Raw genomic sequence first — 15,898 nt, forward strand, 5'->3', positions numbered from 1 at the left:
TTTAAATTTTAGTTATACTGATCGAAAATTGACTATGGAAAAATTCTCCTATGGTAAAATGATTGAGACTTAATGTTACTAAATATGGGGATTAATAAATGAGAAGAGAACCAGAAAGAAAGCCACCTTTTCGGGAACGGATGCTTGCCTGGCTAAAACAGTTTTGGCAACGGGTAAAAGAGGTTGTTAATGAACTTTGGCAACAGCTTACTCGTTGGTTAAAGCAGTTTTGGCATCGGTATCAACTAACACGGTGGCTAATTGCAATTTTTTTAGGATTATTTTTGGTAACTAGTACTTACCTGACATTTGTTGCTAAGACAGCAGATGTTAAGAACTTAGAACATCGTTTACAGCGACCAACAATGATTTATGATCATGATAATCAGTCTGCTGGAAGCTTATATTCGCAAAAGGGGACATATGTACCACTTAGTAAAATTTCGGCAAATGTTCCAGCAGCGGTAATTTCCACTGAAGACCGGAACTTCTACCATGAACATGGCTTTTCAGTTAAGGGCCTTGGGCGTGCCGGCTTTTTGTTGATTAAGAATAAGCTGCTGCACCGTGACTATATTTCTGGCGGGGGAAGTACCTTGACTCAACAGTTAGTTAAGAATGCCTTTTTAACCCAACAGCAAACATTTTCACGGAAGGCACGAGAAATTTTTATCGCGGTAGAAGTTGAAAATCAATACAGTAAAAAGCAAATTCTGACGATGTATCTCAATAACGCCTATTTTGGTAATGGGGTCTGGGGAGTTCAGGATGCTGCCAAAAGGTATTTTGATTGTAATGCAACTGAATTAACTGTTCCTCAGGCTGCAACGTTGGCAGGAATGTTAACATCACCAGGAATTTATGATCCGGTTACTCATCCAGATGCAACTAAGCAACGTCGTAACTTAGTCCTCCAGCTAATGGTTGAAAATCATCAATTAAGTCAAACTGCCGCTGATCAATATAAAAAGGTTCCGTTAGAAGTTACTAACGGGTATGTTGCACCGGATACTTATCGTTATCCATACTATTTTGATGCCGTAATTTCTGAGGCAATTAATAAATACCATCTTTCGGAAAAGGAAATCATGAATAATGGTTATAAAATTTACACGACCTTGGATCAGGATCAGCAGCGCTCAATGCAGCAAACTTACGAGGACGATGATAACTTCCCTAGTAATTCAGTTGATGGGACTAAGGTGCAGTCAGCTTCAGTTGCGATGAATCCGAAAACGGGTGGTGTTACCGCAATTGTTGGTGGTCGGGGGAAACATGTTTTCCGGGGCTTTAATCGGGGAACGCAGATGCGTCGGCAACCAGGCTCAACGATTAAACCACTGGTTGTTTATGCTCCAGCCTTAGAACATGGTTATTTCTATGACTCCATGCTACAGGATAAGAAACAAGCGTATGGGACCAACGACTATACACCAAAAAACTATGATGATACTTATGCTGGAAGTGTTCCGATGTATAAGGCAGTCTATGAAAGTCTAAATGCTCCAGCAGTATGGTTATTGAATAAAATCGGGGTTAATACTGGGTATAAGATGGCCCAGAAATTTGGCTTGCCAGTGGAAAAGGGAGATAAGAATCTTGCCCTTGCTTTAGGGGGAATGACTAAGGGCGTTTCTCCTGAACAGATTGCTCGTGCTTATGCTACTTTTGCTAATGAAGGAAAGATGCCTGATACCCACTACATTACAAAAATTAAGGATGCTTCTGGAAAGACGATTGTTACCGCCAAGACGGCAAAACCTAAACGAGTCGTCACTGCTAATACTGCTAAAAATATGACGAGTATGCTGATCGGTGTCTTTGAACACGGTACTGGTCAATCTGCTCGGCCTGCTGGTTACACGTTAGCCGGGAAGACAGGAACAACGGAATCAGCGGTTAAAAGCGATAGTGCTGATGATCGTGATAAGTGGATTGTTGGTTATACTCCTGATGTGGTGGTTGCTACTTGGGAAGGCTATGATGATACTAATTCATCCCATGCCTTGCAGGATATTTCAATGAAAAATGTTAATAGCCTTTATAAAGCTGAAATGAGCGGAATCTTGAAGAATACGCCAAATACGAAATTTAACGTTCAAGATGCCCAAACCCGAGCAACCGCAAATAGCGGGAAGAGTAATAAGGGCTGGGGCTCATTGCTGAAAAATGGTGGTGACCTGATGAACCGGTTTAATCAATCGGTAAATGACTTTGGTAATCGTGCTGGCCAGTTATGGAATAATGTTCGCTCTTTATTCTGAAAGAATGATGATTAACTGATAGTATGATACAATCGAATTGTTGAATAAATGAAAAGAGGTTACAAAAAAATGGTTAATATTTACGACACCGCTAATGAACTTAGTAATCAATTAAAAGAAACCCAAGAATATCAAGGATTAAAGAAGGCTTTTGATAGTTTGAAGGCCCAAAAGGATACTTTTGAAACTTTTAAGAAGTTCCAACAAATGCAGGCTGATGCTCAACAAAAGCAAATGACTGGTCAAAAGCTTACTCAAGACGAAATTAATGCAATTCAGACCGTTGCTAAGGAAATGAGCTCCAAGCCCGAAGTACAAACCTTAATGAACCAAGAACGAGCCGTTGATAACATGCTTCAACAACTTAACCGGACAATTACTAGTCCTATTCAAGATATCTACAAGGATGTTATGCCACAAGGTCCACAACCAACTGACAAGTAACTGTTAATTTAGTTATAAAGATGATAACGGGAAGAAGAATGATGACAGTCGTGTCTGAGTGCTCTTCCCGTTTTTCCATTCAAAGGGTGAAAAAATGAAGTTTATTCATACTGCAGATTTACATTTAGATAGCCCGTTTCGGGGATTAGATGAGATGCCAACACAAATTTGGCAACGGGTTCACCAGTCAACATTTACGGCATTTGAACGAATTGTTGATGCTGCAATTAATCAGCAAGTTGATTTTGTCTTAATTGTTGGAGATATTTATGATCGTGACCATCATAGTGCTGAAGCGGAAGATTTCTTTATCCGCCAATGTCGACGGTTAGCAAAACAACAGATTCCTGTTTATTTGAGTTATGGTAATCATGACTATCAGCCAGTAACGGAACAATTAGATTCATTGCCGAACAATGTTCATGTATTTAGTAACCAGGTTGAAACAAAAACATTAACGCTTGCCGATGACCAGACAGTAGCAATTACAGGATTTAGTTACGGTAAACGTTGGTTAGTTGAAGATCAGGTTAGGGAATTTTCTGAAAAAGGGACGGTTGATTGGCAGATCGGGATGCTTCATGGCGCCATCTCACAAAATAATCCCGATCAAGATCACTACGCACCCTTCACACTTCCTGAGCTTTTACGGAAAAAGTATGATTATTGGGCGTTAGGACATATTCATAAGCACCAGGTTCTGAACGACAAACCGCTAGTTGTTTATCCAGGTAATCCGCAGGGACGCCATAAAAATGAGGATGGTCACCATGGCTATTATCTTGTTCAAAGTGATTCTGATAAGTTAACGGCAGAGTTTAAGCCAGTTGCACCAATTGAATGGTGTGAAATTGATGTTCAATTAAAAAACAATCAAACGATTGATTCATTAATTGAAATGCTTCTTCGTAAGGGAGAGGCAGAAGATGGATTTAAGATGATTGCGTTTAATGTCCATTTGACTGATCAGGATAATGTTTTAACTAAAAAATTGCTAGCTAATGGGACAATTTTGGAACGACTTCAGGAAAATCTGAGTGAAAAGGGCAATTATCAATGGTGGCCATATCAGCTTAATCTCTTAAAAGATGCTACCTTACCGAAAATGACCGATTTAGACCAGGAATATTGGGACCAGTCTGCTAAGGATGTCTTTAGCCAAGCTGTCGTTATTGATTTAGCTGAAAAGTTGGCTAAGTATGGTTTTATTGCGGATCAACTTGCAGATCCTTCCCTGGTTGAACAATTACGTTATGAGGCAAGTCAGAAATTAGGTGAGGGGGATCACGATGAAAATTAAACAGGTCCACATTGACGGCTTTGGAAAATGGCATGATCAAGATTTTAGTTTTACCAACAATCCGGTTCTAATCTATGGGGCCAATGAAGCTGGGAAGACCACTTTGGCTGCGTTTATCCTGAGTATCCTTTTTGGATTTGCGGATGGTCGAGGAAAAAATAAATACCAGCAATATATCCCTAAGGATGGTTCGGGTTATGGTGGCTCCCTAACAGTAATTGCTGATCAACACCAGTATGTTATTAAGCGTGTAAAAGGGAAAAATGGTGGGAAGGTCACAATTACCAATGAAAAGGGGAAAAAGGAAAAGCAGGATTTCCTTACTAAATTGCTTGGCCCCTTAGATCGTGAACTTTATCAAACCATCTACAGCTTTAACCAAAATAATATTTTAAATGATGAATTGGATCGGGAACAATTAGAACAGCATTTACAGCGATTAGGAGCGGTTGGCAGTCAGGAATGGCTCCAACAAATTGCTCACCTAGAAAAAGCAGCAGATTCCCTATATAAACCTCGTGGGCGGAAGTTAAGTCTAAATCGTCATTTGAAGGAATATGAAGAACTTCGCGAACGGGTTAACCAAGCTCAATCACAGAGTAGTGATTACCACCGTTTAGTTGAGAAACAAGTTGAAAAACAATCTGAGTTAGAACAACTAAAGCAAGAACAGCCCAAGCTTAAGCATCAGGTTGAAGAAGAAGAACGACTGCAACGATTATGGCCAATTTATGAACAGTGGCAAAACCATCAAAAGGAACCCCTTACAGAGCGGTTAACGGATGATGAGATTATTAAGATTCAAGAACTGCAAAGTAGGGAACGGGAACTTAATACTCAATTAAAGTCATTTAACCAACAGCAGCTTGAACAACAAGCAATCGTCAAAAAACTGAGTGATCCTGAAGTAAATGATTATCGATTACGCAAAGCACATTATCAGCAATTAAAAGATCAGTTGTTGGCCTTACAAATTCAGAAAAATGGTCAAACAGTTAATCAGCAGGAACAATGGCATACCGAACTTAAGCAGCTAGCAGAACGTTACGGAAGTGTTAATTTACCAGAGCCACTTTCTGAACGAGCAGTGAGCGAACTGGAGGGACTACTTAGGGCTAGCGCTCAAACTAACAATAGCCAAAATCTATTTATTCCTGGAATTGGAATTGTCCTTTTCATATTGGGATTGATTCTTCGCCAGCCCCTGGTTTGGATTTGTGGAATTATTGCTCTTGGTGGTGCAGGGGTATTATGGTTTAAACAGCAACAACGCGAAAAACAGTTGACTGAGGAACAAAACTCCGCACTTCAATCATTTGGAAAACAACATAATTTAACGGCTTTTCCAACAAGTAAATGGTTAATGATGCAGGGGGATCTTCATCGTTATCATGATTTAAGAGCTCAAGTAGAGCAAGCAGATAAGCGCAAAACTAGTTTTGAACACCAGCTAGAATTAATTAAGCAACAATTACCGGTTAGCTTAACAGCTGATTCTCTCAATGAATTAATTAATAGTTATCAGCGATGGCTTGTTGAGATGCAGGATCAGGTACAACAATTGAATAGTGTAGAGCAGGAATTAACCCGAATTCAAAGACGGAATAATCAATTAACGCAACGGTTGACCGAGTATCGTCAAGCTAAGGAGACCGAATATAAGTCGCTTGGAATTAAAAATGATAATGAGTTCAAACAACTTCTGGCACAAAAAGTAGCTGACCAAACTAGGAAGGTCACGGTTTCAGCTTATGGTCAGCAACTAACGACTAGTGATCGTCAACAGTTAGCTCACTACGATAGCAAGCATTCACTTGATGCTAAGGTTTCCCTTGTCCATCAGAACTTAGCAGCTAATGAACAAAAACAAACGGAGCTTGAAACGGCATTGGCCCAAATCAATGTCCAAATTAATGCCTTAGTACAGGATGGCTCATTTAGTGAATTAAACCAGAAATTAACAAATCTGCAGACAGTAATTTGGAATGAAACTAAGCAATGGCTAAGTAGTCAACTTGCTATTCGGTGGATTAATGGGGCGTTAAAATTAGCATCTCAAGATCGTTACCCCAAGATCCTTCAACAAGCAGAAAAATTCTTTGCAATTTTAACTGCTGAACGTTATCAGAAAATTATCGTCGATGATAGCGGAATTAGTGTATTAAATCATGAACAGCAAATTTTCCAGGTTGCTGAATTATCGCTTGGAACAGCAGAACAATTATTTATCTCTCTCCGCTTGGGATTTATTACCGTAATTAGTGATCAAATTAAGTTGCCGGTTATGGTGGATGATGGTTTTGTTAATTTTGATAATGTTCGTCGGGGACGGATGTTAAAATTACTGAACCAGCTGGCTGAGGAAAACCAGGTGATCTACTTTACCGCTAACGAGCAGATTAATGAGCTAGGGTCCCCCATTATTAATCTTGATCGGCTAAATAAGAATAAAGTTTGAAAATCATTTAAACATTCTGGATCAAGGCGTGGGATCGCTTTTTGAGTGTGGTATATTAGATTGGTAAGTTTTTGTGAAAATTAAATTTAATTGAGGAAGTGTTTTTGTGAAATCTAAGAAGTTAATTGCTATGATTGCCTGTGCAACGCTGGCCTTGCCGTTAGCAGCTTGTGGGAGTAAGGCCGTTGCAACTACTAGTGGGGGAAAGATTACTCAAGAAGAGTACTATAATGAAATGAAAACCACCACTAACGGGAAGCAAGTTCTTCAGCAAATGATCTTGGATAAGGTTTTGGAGAAGGAGTACGGAAAGCAAGTTTCTGATAAGCAGGTTAATGCCCAATACAACACGTACAAGAATCAATATGGTTCACAATTTAGTGCGGTGTTACAACAGCAAGGATTGACTGAGAAAAAGTTAAAGCAACAAATTCGTTCTAATCTTTGCTTGGAAGCTGCGGTACGGAGTTACACTCATATTACTAATGCGCAAATTGACAAGCAGTGGAAGAAGTACGAGCCGAAGGTGCAAACTGCTGAAATTCTTGTTGGAAGTAAGGACGATGCTCAAGGGATCATTGATCAGTTAAATAATTCAGATCATCCTTATAAGACCTTTAAGAAGTTAGTTAAGTCAAAGTCAACTGACGCATCAACTAAGAATGCTGGTGGTAAGGTTGCAGCATTTGATAATACTTCAACTTCGGTTGACTCAGCATACAAGAAGGCTGCATTTAAGTTGAAGACTGGTGAATATACTACTGAGCCGGTTAAGACGGATGATGGCTATGTTGTGATTTACATGATTGAACACCCGGCAAAAGGGAAGAAGAGTCAACACATTAATGACTTGAAGACACAAATCGTTCAAGAGAAGATGAATGATTCTAAGTTCTTACATAAGGTTGTTTCAAATGTCCTTAAGAAGGGAAACGTTTCAATTAAGGATAACGATCTAAAGAATATTATGGATGACTACTTGAATAGTAATGCAAGCACCACTAAATCAAATAGTGGCTCATCCCTCGCTAATAACTAAAATTATTTTGGCTAAAGTAAAAGGAAGCTCTTGGCATCCGGTTAATCCGAATACGATGAGCTTCCTTTGCTATTCTTTTAGTTTATCAGTAATTTGCTGAATCTTTTCAAGGTGGGGCTGACTCTCAAATTGCCACTGCTTATGAAGACGTTCAATCTCATCAGCGTACTTTTCAAGCCCTTTAGCAGCATCTTTTAATTTTTTGGTACTTGTGGATAGTTGTTTAAGTGAGCGGAGAAGAAACTTAATATTCGTTAAGTCTTCTTGAAAATGATTAGTTATTGGTGTTATCAAATTGTCGCTTAATTGATTCTTGAATTTCTTTGTATTTAGCGTCATTGTATTCACCTGAATTATCCTTAAAAATCATCTTAAAATCGTCTTGATCGGAGTAACGAGGAATTAAGTGAATGTGTGAGTGGAAAACAGATTGGTAGGCAACTTTACCGTTATTATTCAAGACATTCAGGCCCTTAATTTTCGGGTTTGATGCCTTAACTGCTCGTGCAATTTTCGGCAGGCGAGAGAATACAGCAGCAGCTAATTCTTCGTCATATGCGAAGAGATCTGGGACATGCTTCTTGGGAATGACCAAGGTATGCCCAGGTGTTCCTTGAGAAATATCAAGGAACGCTTTTACTACGTCATCTTCGTATACCGTATAACTAGGGATTTCACCCTTTACTATTTTACAGAAAATACAGTCATCCATTGGTGATCGCTCCTTTGAAAAAATTTATTGTTATTATAAGTATACCAAAAGTGTTCTGAAAAAGAGCTGTCAATAAGTGACCTATGATATAATCAACGCTAGATAAGTCAATAAAAAGAGGGAAAATAATGGCACTTGAAATAAAAAATTTGATTGGGGGATATTCCCGAATCCCAGTATTAAAAGGAATTAGTTTTCAGGTTAAGCCTGGCGAGTTGGTCGGTTTAATTGGCCTTAATGGTGCCGGTAAATCAACGACAATTAATCATGTCATTGGATTACTAAGACCATTTTCAGGCGAAATTGCCTTAAACGGGGTTAATATTCAACAGGATCCCGTCGACTATAAAAAACAAATTGCCTATGTCCCAGAAACGCCAATCTTGTACGATGAACTAACTCTTCGAGAGCATATTGAGCTAACGATTAAGGCATACTCTTTGAATAGCGAAGAGGCATGGACGCGGGCTCGGAAATTATTAAAAACATTCCGGTTGGATAATAAGCTTGACTGGTTCCCAGCAAATTTTTCAAAAGGGATGAAGCAAAAAGTTATGATTTGCTGTGCCCTAATGACTAATGCTAAATTATTAATTGTCGATGAGCCTTTCTATGGTCTTGATCCATTAGCGGTTCATGATTTATTGGAATTGATTGAAGAACGGAAGAAGGCCGGCACTGCAGTTTTGATGTCAACCCACGTTCTCGATACTGCCCAACGCTACTGTGATCGTTTTGTCCTATTAGCTAACGGTAAGGTTCGCGCTCGGGGAACATTAGACGAATTACGGCAAAAAGCGGATAAGCCTGATGAATCACTTGATGATATTTATCTCAGCCTAGCAAGGGATGATCAAAATGAATAATTTATTTAGTCAACGTCGGCAAAGGCATTTTATGGAGTTACTAAAGTATTGGCGGTTGGTATTTAATGATCACTTTGTCATTGCTTTATTCTTCCTCTTTGGTGCACTGGCCTATGGTTATTCCCAGTGGTTGCCACAATTAAATGATCATCTCTGGTGGTCGCGGTGGTTGTTAGTTCTTTGGTTTGTGTTAATTACTCAAGTTGGGCGGCTAGCAACACTGCTTAAACGCCCTGATCCTATCTTTCTTCTTCCCCAGGTAAGATCCATTAGTCGTTATCTAAAACAAGCAACTATTTATAGTATGATTTTGGGCGTGCTCATGGTGCTTACCCTCTCGGTAATTGCACTACCATTTGCTTTAACGACAGAACGCTTAACAACGTTTGACATTAGTCTAATCTTAATCACCGCGTTGATTACTAAGGTGACGTGGCTTTGGACGGCCAGAAAAGCGATCAGTATTCGCTGGGGAGCACAACGTAGTAGAACGATTGCTGAATATTGGATAAACCCATTAATCGTTTGGCTAGTGACGTGGTTTGTGGGACCTATTTGGGGCCTGCTAGTATCGGCAATCTTGTTAGTTGCAATGACTACTTATTACAGAAACGTTGCGATTGATTGGCGACTGGCCGTTCGCGCAGAACAAGATCGGATGTTTAGTATTTACCGGTTCTTTAACCTCTTTACTGATGTTCCAAGTGTTCAGGGAAGTGTTAAACGACGGAAATGGGCAACTGGTTTAATTAAATTGCTAGAAAATGATAATCATGCTTGGGCATACTTATATGCGCATGGTTTTGTGCGAAATACTGAGGTAAGTGGGTTAGTAACGCGGTTAACGATTGTTGGGATGCTAGTTGTCTTCTTTATCCCGGTCAATTGGCTGAATACCGTTATTGCTCTGCTATTTATCTATCTTGTTGCTACCCAGCTAATGCCATTTTACGAGCAGTACCAGAATAATGTTTTTACTCATATTTATCCGATTGACCATGAAGTTCGGGTTAAGGACTTTCAGCGGTTATTGAATAGGGTAATTATCATTGAAATGCTACTAATAGTGATCGCAAGTATTGGTAGAGATCTTAACTGGCAACGGTTAGGGTTGAACTTGGTTTTAGGGATTGCAGAAAGTTATCTTTTAACTAAATTTTATTTTCAACGTCGAATTAAAAAAATGACAAAGTGAGGAATATTATGCGTGTAAAACATAAGAAGTGGGCGGACCCATTAATGGCGGAACACCCTGAGTTATTGGTTGACGATGCAGCAAAGTTTAAGGGAAAGTGGCAATCGCGCTTTTCTAAGAAACAGCCTCTTCATCTTGAAGTGGGAATGGGGAAAGGGCAATTTATTATTGGAATGGCAAAAGCACATCCGGAGATTAACTTTATTGGTTTGGAAATTCAGCGGACTGTTGCCGCAATTGCCTTAAAAAAGGCCCTTCCTGAAAACTTACCTAACCTGCAGCTGATTTGTGGTGAAGGTGAGGAGTTAACTGAATATTTTGAACCTGGCGAAGTTGAAAAACTTTACCTAAATTTCTCAGATCCATGGCCAAAGAAGCGGCACGCAAAACGACGGTTAACTTATCACACCTTTTTAAGTGAATATCAACTTATTTTACAGTCACAAGGACAAGTTGAACTGAAAACTGATAATATGGGATTCTTTGAATTTTCTGTTGTTAGCATGAATAATTTTGGGATGAAATTTGCTGGGCTTTGGCTTGATCTTCATAATAGTGATGAGAATGAGCATAATGTTGAAACTGAATATGAGCATAAGTTTGCTTCAAAGGGCCAGCCAATTTATAAGCTAACCGCAACAATGCCGAAAAAGGATAGCTTATAAGGATGATTAAATGAAATTAATTATTACAGATAGCGCCAATAAATGGTTTCAGGATAATTATGGCCTCAAATCTGGGGATGGAGTCAGAATTTACGGCAAAACCGTTCAACCACGGGATGTTCATCATGGTCCCTGGCAAGGATTTGCTCCAGAAAATGATCTATCAAATGCAACGATAGTCGAGAAAAAAGATGGAATTAACTATCATATTAATTTTAACGATAGCTGGTTCTTTTCGGGACTAGTAACGTTAATCAACTATCAGAATAATAATCAGTATCCAGCCTTCTTCTTTCAACGGGAAGAAAATGGGCAAACAGTAACTGCAGATAATTTTATTGGCGAAAATGTTGACGCTACTACCGGAGCTTCAAGTAAATTTGAAGATTACTGGGAATGATAAAGAGTATAAATATAGGGTCCCAACGCTCGGTAATGCCGAACTCTGGAACCCTATATATTTTCTATTCTAAAGTAGTTTTTAGTTATTTAATGATCGCTCAACCCGCTTCAATGAAAGAAGACTCCCTGTTTTTGCGTCAGCAATAAATTGATAATCAACTGGCTGGTCATCCTCTAAACGGGTAACACCGCCTTCGTAGGCTTCAGTTTTAACTGCGAAACGTTGATAGGGGATCCGGTGTTGGTTAATCCAACTACCAGTAACCTCTCCTTCGCGTTTGAAATCGTCGCGAATCATTTTGAGAATTTGGTCAGCTGAAATTCGTCGTTGACCAAACAACTTTCCAGCAAGGAACCCAACTACCCCAGATGCACCGAGTGTCACTGGTAATAACCAAGGATTGAGTGAATTATTAGAATCATTCATTTAATTAATTGCTTCCTTTGTCAGTTAGTATCAAAATTAATAATGTTAATTTTAACATTAACGGATAGAAAAAGCTAATTAAGAGCTAATGTGATAGCATAATGATATAATTACTTCAAATTCATCATGGAGGTAAGAAAATGGAAAAATTACCGCAAATGCAAGAGGATCAATTGTTAGGAAAGATTAGTAAAGGAAAATACGTATTGTTCTTTGATGCTGGATGGTGTCCCGATTGTCACTTTATTAAGCCAGCAATGCCAGAGATCGAACAAGATTTTCCAGAATACACCTTCATTGAGGTAGATCGCGATGAAAACATTGACCTTGCTGCTGAATTAAATATTTTTGGTATTCCAAGCTTTGTTGTTTACAGTGATGGCAAAGAAATTGGGCGCTTTGTAAACAAAGATCGAAAAACTAAGCAACAAGTAGAAGATTTTTTAAATGATTTGAAGTAAAATGGTAAACGGTAAAAAGAATGAAGGGGTCGGCGTATTGTTAATCACGATTCCCTTCATTGTTATTTTGATGGAGAAAGGAAAATCTGATGTTAATTTCTAGTTATAACCCTCAAGAGATGGGTGATATTTTAGTTATTATTACTGGCCCTGATGTAGCTGACCAAACCGTAAATTCTAAGGGAAAGGTTACACAAATTACTGCTGCTAAAGATGGACGCCTCCTTGGTTACAACTTTTTTAATGCCAGTGAAATTTTGCCGGAGTTAAAGGCCGAACGGGGACAAGTATTCTTAAGTGATGAGCAAGTTGTTAAATTGAATAAGGCTTTGAAAGAAGCTGGCTTTACTGACGAATTAATTGCTGATCATACTCCTAAATTCGTTGTCGGTTATGTTGAAAAAATTGAAGATCATCCCAAGTCAGATCACCTTAAAATTACGCAAACACGGGTAGAAGATGGCAAGACAGTTCAAATTGTGTGTGGTTCTCCAAATGTTAAGGAACATATTAAAGTAGTTGCAGCGCGTCCTGGTGCAATGATGCCGAGCGGTAAGATTATCTGGCCTGGTGAATTGATGGGAGTTGAAAGTGAAGGAATGCTATGTGGCTTCCGTGAACTTCGCTTGAAAAATGCTCCTGACAAGAAGGGACTATGGATCATCCCTGACGATTGGCAAGAAACTGGCGAGGCGGTTGACTTTGAACGGGCCAATACTTACTTCCCTGCCGAAAACTAAACTGTTAATTTAACGATTGTTTGTGAAAGGAACCAGACTAATGGATAAGAAAACTTATTATTTTATTGGGATTAAAGGAACAGGGATGGCATCACTTGCGCGAATTCTTCACGACAAGGGAAATGAAGTCTTGGGATCAGACATTGAAAAGGAAAGCTTTACGCAAGAACCATTACTAAAAAATGGGATTAAGATCTTGCCATTTGATCCTGCTAATTTAAAGCCGGGAATGATTGTTGTTCAGGGAAATGCCTTTGGTGATGATCATCCAGAAGTAAAGAAGGCTCACGAACTTGGACTAACAGTCATGAGTTACCCTGAAGCAGTTGAGCATGAAGTGACTAGTCATACTAGTATCGGGATCGCTGGAGCGCACGGTAAGACTAGTACGACTGCCCTCTTAGCTCATGTTCTTGATGGCGTTGAACCTACTAGCTACTTGATTGGTGATGGTGTTGGTAAGGGAAATGCCAAGGACCGCTTCTTTGTATTTGAGGCAGATGAGTACCGTGATCACTTCTTAGCATATCACCCAGACTATGCTATTATGACAAACATTGATTTTGATCACCCTGACTTTTTTAAGGATATTGATGATGTTCGCAGTTCCTTTGAAACATACGGAAAGCAAGTTAAGAAAGCGATCTTTGCTTGGGGTGATGATGATAATCTGCGGAAACTCGATGTTGATGTTCCTGTATACTACTATGGAACAAATGAAAAGGACGATTTCCGTGCAGAAAATATCCAACGAACACCAGCTGGTTCGACCTATGATGCCTACTTTAAGGACCAAAAGTTAGGAACATTTACCATTCATCTTTATGGTGAGCACAGTGTTCTTAACAGCTTAGCGGTAATTGCCGTTGCTTACATGGAACATGTTGATATGGCAGATATTAAACGTGAGCTGGCAAACTTTACTGGAGTTAAGCGGCGATTTAGCGAGACCGATATTGCCGATGAAACACTGATTGATGATTATGCTCACCACCCAAGCGAAATTAAGGCAACCATTGATGCGGCTCGGCAAAAGTACCCGGATCGTCAAGTGATCGCCGTTTTCCAACCACATACTTATTCGCGATTAGCAGCTTATATTGATGGCTTTGCAGAATCATTAAGGAAAGCAGATAAGGTTTTTGTTACGCCAATCTTTGGTTCTATTCGTGAACAAGCTGGTCATGTTTCAAGTGAAGATCTTGAAGCAAAGATTCCTGACAGTGAAGGGATTGATATGGATACGATGACGAAGCTTCTCCACTATCATGATGCTGTGGTTGTCTTCATGGGTGCTGGGGATATTGAAAAATATGAAGATAAGTACAAAGAACTATTGAATAAATAGTTGGCAGGTTGAAGACTGCTATTAGATTTGTTATTATTTTGGAAAGGTCAGAGAAAGTCAAATTAAAAGGAATGATATATAATGAATAACTTTTCTGAACAACCGGAACGTCGGGTTGTTACCGATTCTGCAGGACTAAATCGGTTTTTGACTCGGATGTACGGTAATATGGTGGTTGCGATTTTAGTTTCTGCATTCTCCGCTTATTTAACGATGAATACATTTCGTCGTGAAGTTTTCGGTTACTTTGGTGCCCATCCAGCAATGATCTGGCTTGTCTTACTATTGCCAATTGCCTTATCAATGGGGATTAGTTTTAGTGCTACCAGAAATCCTGTTGGCGCCTTTTTAATGTTAATGCTGATATCAATCATTTATGGAGTTGAGTTTGCATTGATTGCTGGTGTTTATACTGGCGCAAGTATTGCTTCAGCTTTTGTTTCATCATCAGTGATCTTTATTGTAATGGCGATTTACGGGACCGTAACCAAACGGGACCTAACTAAGTTTGGATCACATGCAATGGCAGCATTAATTGCTTTGATTATTGCCTACATTATTAATATGTTCCTGCAAAGTCCAGCGATTGCTTACATTTTCTCTTTCATCGCAGTAATTATTTTTACTGTGCTGACTGGCTGGGATGCACAGAAAATGAAGCAGATTTATGTTAATTATGGTGATCAAGTTTCAGTAACTGGATTAGCGGTTTTGGGTGCACTTCAATTGTACTTAGACTTTGTTAACCTCTTTATTTCACTCCTTCAAATTTTTGGGATGAGTGAGCGAAACTAATTAAAAAGAAGAAGGTGAGAAAAATGTTTAGTTTTTCTCACCTTCTTCTTTTTAATTAGTTTTATGGACTTTTTGAGAATAATAAAATATATCAGTTAAGAAGATAATGGCAACTGCAACCCAAATCGTTTTCATCCGGAAGAAGGGCTGAATGATTGCTGATGAAATTGCGCCAAGGGTAAATGCTAAAACGACGATGAAGTAGTTAATAGCGATTTTTAAATCTTGTTGGCGATGGTGGTAGAGATATTCTGTGCCAAAAACCACTGACTTTTTAATGTTACCTGTAGTAAAAACACTGCTGTAACCGAGCCCCTCAATCTTACTGAAGGCAGTATTTAGTAACGCAAGGCCAAAGGAAACCAGACCAACTGAGAGATATGTAGGGAAGTCCTCAGGCATAGCGCCCACGAATCCGCCAATAATTAGGATTGGGAAAAGACAAAAAATTCGCCAGTATTTGATATTTGCTTGAAAGGTAATGGCAACGATGATACCGATAATGTAGAGGATAATTGCACCACACCGGTCGATAATTCCAATAACATTATGATTAACCAACGCTGCAGCGAGGAAAACAATATTCCCAGTTTGTGCCGCGGCAAGCGTGTGACCACATTGAATATAGGTAAATGCATCAAGAAAGCCACCACAAAAAGTCATGATGATGGCAAACAGACGTGCCTCTTCAACGTGATGAGTATTAAGTAATTTGTTCAAAAGATCCCTTCTTTAATAAATGATAAAACCTTAACGATCTCATTAAATTCGTGAACAGGAAA

17 protein-coding genes are annotated in these 15,898 nt (G+C 39.2%); 13 read left to right on the top strand and 4 right to left on the bottom strand.

What is annotated here, in order from left to right; all coding sequences use genetic code 11:
- Nucleotides 1–98: 98 nt before the first annotated feature.
- The 5 genes from PRK60_RS03015 to PRK60_RS03035 all read left to right on the top strand — a co-directional run bounded on the left by PRK60_RS03015 (nucleotide 99) and on the right by PRK60_RS03035 (nucleotide 7,505).
- The gene (locus PRK60_RS03015) at nucleotides 99–2,264 is read left to right on the top strand and encodes a PBP1A family penicillin-binding protein (RefSeq protein WP_273646302.1); all 2,166 of its coding nucleotides are present in this window, start codon (nucleotides 99–101) and stop codon (nucleotides 2,262–2,264) included.
- 69 nt (nucleotides 2,265–2,333) lie between these two features.
- A complete protein-coding gene (locus tag PRK60_RS03020) occupies nucleotides 2,334–2,708 on the top strand; it encodes a YlbF family regulator (RefSeq protein WP_102169130.1) in 375 nt (124 codons plus the stop codon).
- 94 nt (nucleotides 2,709–2,802) lie between these two features.
- Complete coding sequence (locus tag PRK60_RS03025) at nucleotides 2,803–4,008, top strand: metallophosphoesterase family protein (protein ID WP_273646303.1); 1,206 nt, start codon at nucleotides 2,803–2,805, stop codon at nucleotides 4,006–4,008.
- Entirely contained in the window at nucleotides 3,998–6,466 is a 2,469-nt protein-coding gene (locus tag PRK60_RS03030) for an ATP-binding protein (protein ID WP_273646304.1), read from the top strand. The genes PRK60_RS03025 and PRK60_RS03030 overlap by 11 nt, the downstream gene beginning before the upstream one ends.
- Before the next feature lie 106 nt (nucleotides 6,467–6,572).
- Nucleotides 6,573–7,505 carry a peptidylprolyl isomerase gene (locus tag PRK60_RS03035; RefSeq protein ID WP_178695875.1) on the top strand — a complete coding sequence of 311 codons (933 nt, stop codon included), beginning with the start codon at nucleotides 6,573–6,575 and terminating at the stop codon, nucleotides 7,503–7,505.
- A gap of 69 nt (nucleotides 7,506–7,574) precedes the next feature.
- Here PRK60_RS03035 and PRK60_RS03040 read toward each other — a convergent pair whose 3' ends face one another.
- Both PRK60_RS03040 and PRK60_RS03045 read right to left on the bottom strand, forming a co-directional pair.
- Entirely contained in the window at nucleotides 7,575–7,799 is a 225-nt protein-coding gene (locus PRK60_RS03040) for a hypothetical protein (RefSeq protein WP_102169134.1), read from the bottom strand.
- Complete coding sequence (locus tag PRK60_RS03045; RefSeq protein WP_102169135.1) at nucleotides 7,780–8,217, bottom strand: HIT family protein; 438 nt, start codon at nucleotides 8,215–8,217, stop codon at nucleotides 7,780–7,782. Before PRK60_RS03045 ends, PRK60_RS03040 begins: the two co-directional genes overlap by 20 nt.
- Nucleotides 8,218–8,345: 128 nt before the next feature.
- Here PRK60_RS03045 and PRK60_RS03050 point away from each other — a divergent pair, with 128 nt between their 5' ends.
- Genes PRK60_RS03050 through PRK60_RS03065 form a run of 4 tightly spaced genes read left to right on the top strand, consistent with a single transcriptional unit; the run spans nucleotide 8,346 to nucleotide 11,343 of the window.
- Nucleotides 8,346–9,083: an ABC transporter ATP-binding protein gene (locus PRK60_RS03050; protein WP_102169136.1), complete on the top strand. Its 738-nt coding sequence runs from the start codon at nucleotides 8,346–8,348 to the stop codon at nucleotides 9,081–9,083.
- Entirely contained in the window at nucleotides 9,076–10,278 is a 1,203-nt protein-coding gene (locus PRK60_RS03055; protein WP_102169137.1) for an ABC transporter permease, read from the top strand. The genes PRK60_RS03050 and PRK60_RS03055 overlap by 8 nt, the downstream gene beginning before the upstream one ends.
- 8 nt (nucleotides 10,279–10,286) lie before the next feature.
- Complete coding sequence (gene trmB / locus PRK60_RS03060) at nucleotides 10,287–10,943, top strand: tRNA (guanosine(46)-N7)-methyltransferase TrmB (RefSeq protein WP_102169138.1); 657 nt, start codon at nucleotides 10,287–10,289, stop codon at nucleotides 10,941–10,943.
- Between the two features lie 10 nt (nucleotides 10,944–10,953).
- Nucleotides 10,954–11,343, top strand: a complete 390-nt coding sequence (locus PRK60_RS03065) for a HesB/YadR/YfhF family protein (protein ID WP_102169139.1) — start codon at nucleotides 10,954–10,956, stop codon at nucleotides 11,341–11,343.
- An 81-nt stretch (nucleotides 11,344–11,424) separates the two neighbouring features.
- On the opposite strand, the gene PRK60_RS03070 is transcribed toward PRK60_RS03065, so the two are convergent.
- Nucleotides 11,425–11,772 (bottom strand): PepSY domain-containing protein, encoded by a 348-nt coding sequence (locus tag PRK60_RS03070; protein ID WP_191910810.1) that lies wholly within the window; start codon nucleotides 11,770–11,772, stop codon nucleotides 11,425–11,427.
- A gap of 140 nt (nucleotides 11,773–11,912) precedes the next feature.
- On the opposite strand from PRK60_RS03070, the gene PRK60_RS03075 reads away from it, so the two are divergent.
- From PRK60_RS03075 to PRK60_RS03090, 4 genes are all read left to right on the top strand, one after another.
- On the top strand, nucleotides 11,913–12,233 hold the full coding sequence (locus tag PRK60_RS03075) for a thioredoxin family protein (protein ID WP_102169141.1): 321 nt from the start codon (nucleotides 11,913–11,915) through the stop codon (nucleotides 12,231–12,233).
- Between the two features lie 89 nt (nucleotides 12,234–12,322).
- A complete protein-coding gene (gene ytpR / locus PRK60_RS03080; protein ID WP_273646305.1) occupies nucleotides 12,323–12,973 on the top strand; it encodes a YtpR family tRNA-binding protein in 651 nt (216 codons plus the stop codon).
- 40 nt (nucleotides 12,974–13,013) lie between these two features.
- Nucleotides 13,014–14,321 (top strand): UDP-N-acetylmuramate--L-alanine ligase, encoded by a 1,308-nt coding sequence (gene murC / locus PRK60_RS03085; RefSeq protein ID WP_273646306.1) that lies wholly within the window; start codon nucleotides 13,014–13,016, stop codon nucleotides 14,319–14,321.
- 81 nt (nucleotides 14,322–14,402) lie between these two features.
- Nucleotides 14,403–15,116, top strand: a complete 714-nt coding sequence (locus tag PRK60_RS03090; RefSeq protein WP_102169144.1) for a Bax inhibitor-1/YccA family protein — start codon at nucleotides 14,403–14,405, stop codon at nucleotides 15,114–15,116.
- A 51-nt stretch (nucleotides 15,117–15,167) separates the two neighbouring features.
- Here the strand turns inward: PRK60_RS03090 and PRK60_RS03095 are convergent, their stop codons facing one another.
- Nucleotides 15,168–15,836 carry a YoaK family protein gene (locus PRK60_RS03095; RefSeq protein ID WP_273646307.1) on the bottom strand — a complete coding sequence of 223 codons (669 nt, stop codon included), beginning with the start codon at nucleotides 15,834–15,836 and terminating at the stop codon, nucleotides 15,168–15,170.
- Nucleotides 15,837–15,898 lie beyond the last annotated feature (62 nt).

Origin of the sequence: Limosilactobacillus portuensis, from assembly GCF_028607025.1 — a bacterium.
Classification (GTDB): Bacteria; Bacillota; Bacilli; order Lactobacillales; family Lactobacillaceae; genus Limosilactobacillus; species Limosilactobacillus portuensis.

Coding starts and splice junctions, on each gene's coding strand:
- PRK60_RS03015 (WP_273646302.1), top strand. CDS start 99: ATGAGAAGAGAACCAGAAAGAAAGCCACCTTTTCGGGAACGGATGCTT.
- PRK60_RS03020 (WP_102169130.1), top strand. CDS start 2,334: ATGGTTAATATTTACGACACCGCTAATGAACTTAGTAATCAATTAAAA.
- PRK60_RS03025 (WP_273646303.1), top strand. CDS start 2,803: ATGAAGTTTATTCATACTGCAGATTTACATTTAGATAGCCCGTTTCGG.
- PRK60_RS03030 (WP_273646304.1), top strand. CDS start 3,998: ATGAAAATTAAACAGGTCCACATTGACGGCTTTGGAAAATGGCATGAT.
- PRK60_RS03045 (WP_102169135.1), bottom strand. CDS start 8,217: ATGGATGACTGTATTTTCTGTAAAATAGTAAAGGGTGAAATCCCTAGT.
- PRK60_RS03050 (WP_102169136.1), top strand. CDS start 8,346: ATGGCACTTGAAATAAAAAATTTGATTGGGGGATATTCCCGAATCCCA.
- PRK60_RS03055 (WP_102169137.1), top strand. CDS start 9,076: ATGAATAATTTATTTAGTCAACGTCGGCAAAGGCATTTTATGGAGTTA.
- trmB (WP_102169138.1), top strand. CDS start 10,287: ATGCGTGTAAAACATAAGAAGTGGGCGGACCCATTAATGGCGGAACAC.
- PRK60_RS03065 (WP_102169139.1), top strand. CDS start 10,954: ATGAAATTAATTATTACAGATAGCGCCAATAAATGGTTTCAGGATAAT.
- PRK60_RS03070 (WP_191910810.1), bottom strand. CDS start 11,772: ATGAATGATTCTAATAATTCACTCAATCCTTGGTTATTACCAGTGACA.
- PRK60_RS03075 (WP_102169141.1), top strand. CDS start 11,913: ATGGAAAAATTACCGCAAATGCAAGAGGATCAATTGTTAGGAAAGATT.
- ytpR (WP_273646305.1), top strand. CDS start 12,323: ATGTTAATTTCTAGTTATAACCCTCAAGAGATGGGTGATATTTTAGTT.
- murC (WP_273646306.1), top strand. CDS start 13,014: ATGGATAAGAAAACTTATTATTTTATTGGGATTAAAGGAACAGGGATG.
- PRK60_RS03090 (WP_102169144.1), top strand. CDS start 14,403: ATGAATAACTTTTCTGAACAACCGGAACGTCGGGTTGTTACCGATTCT.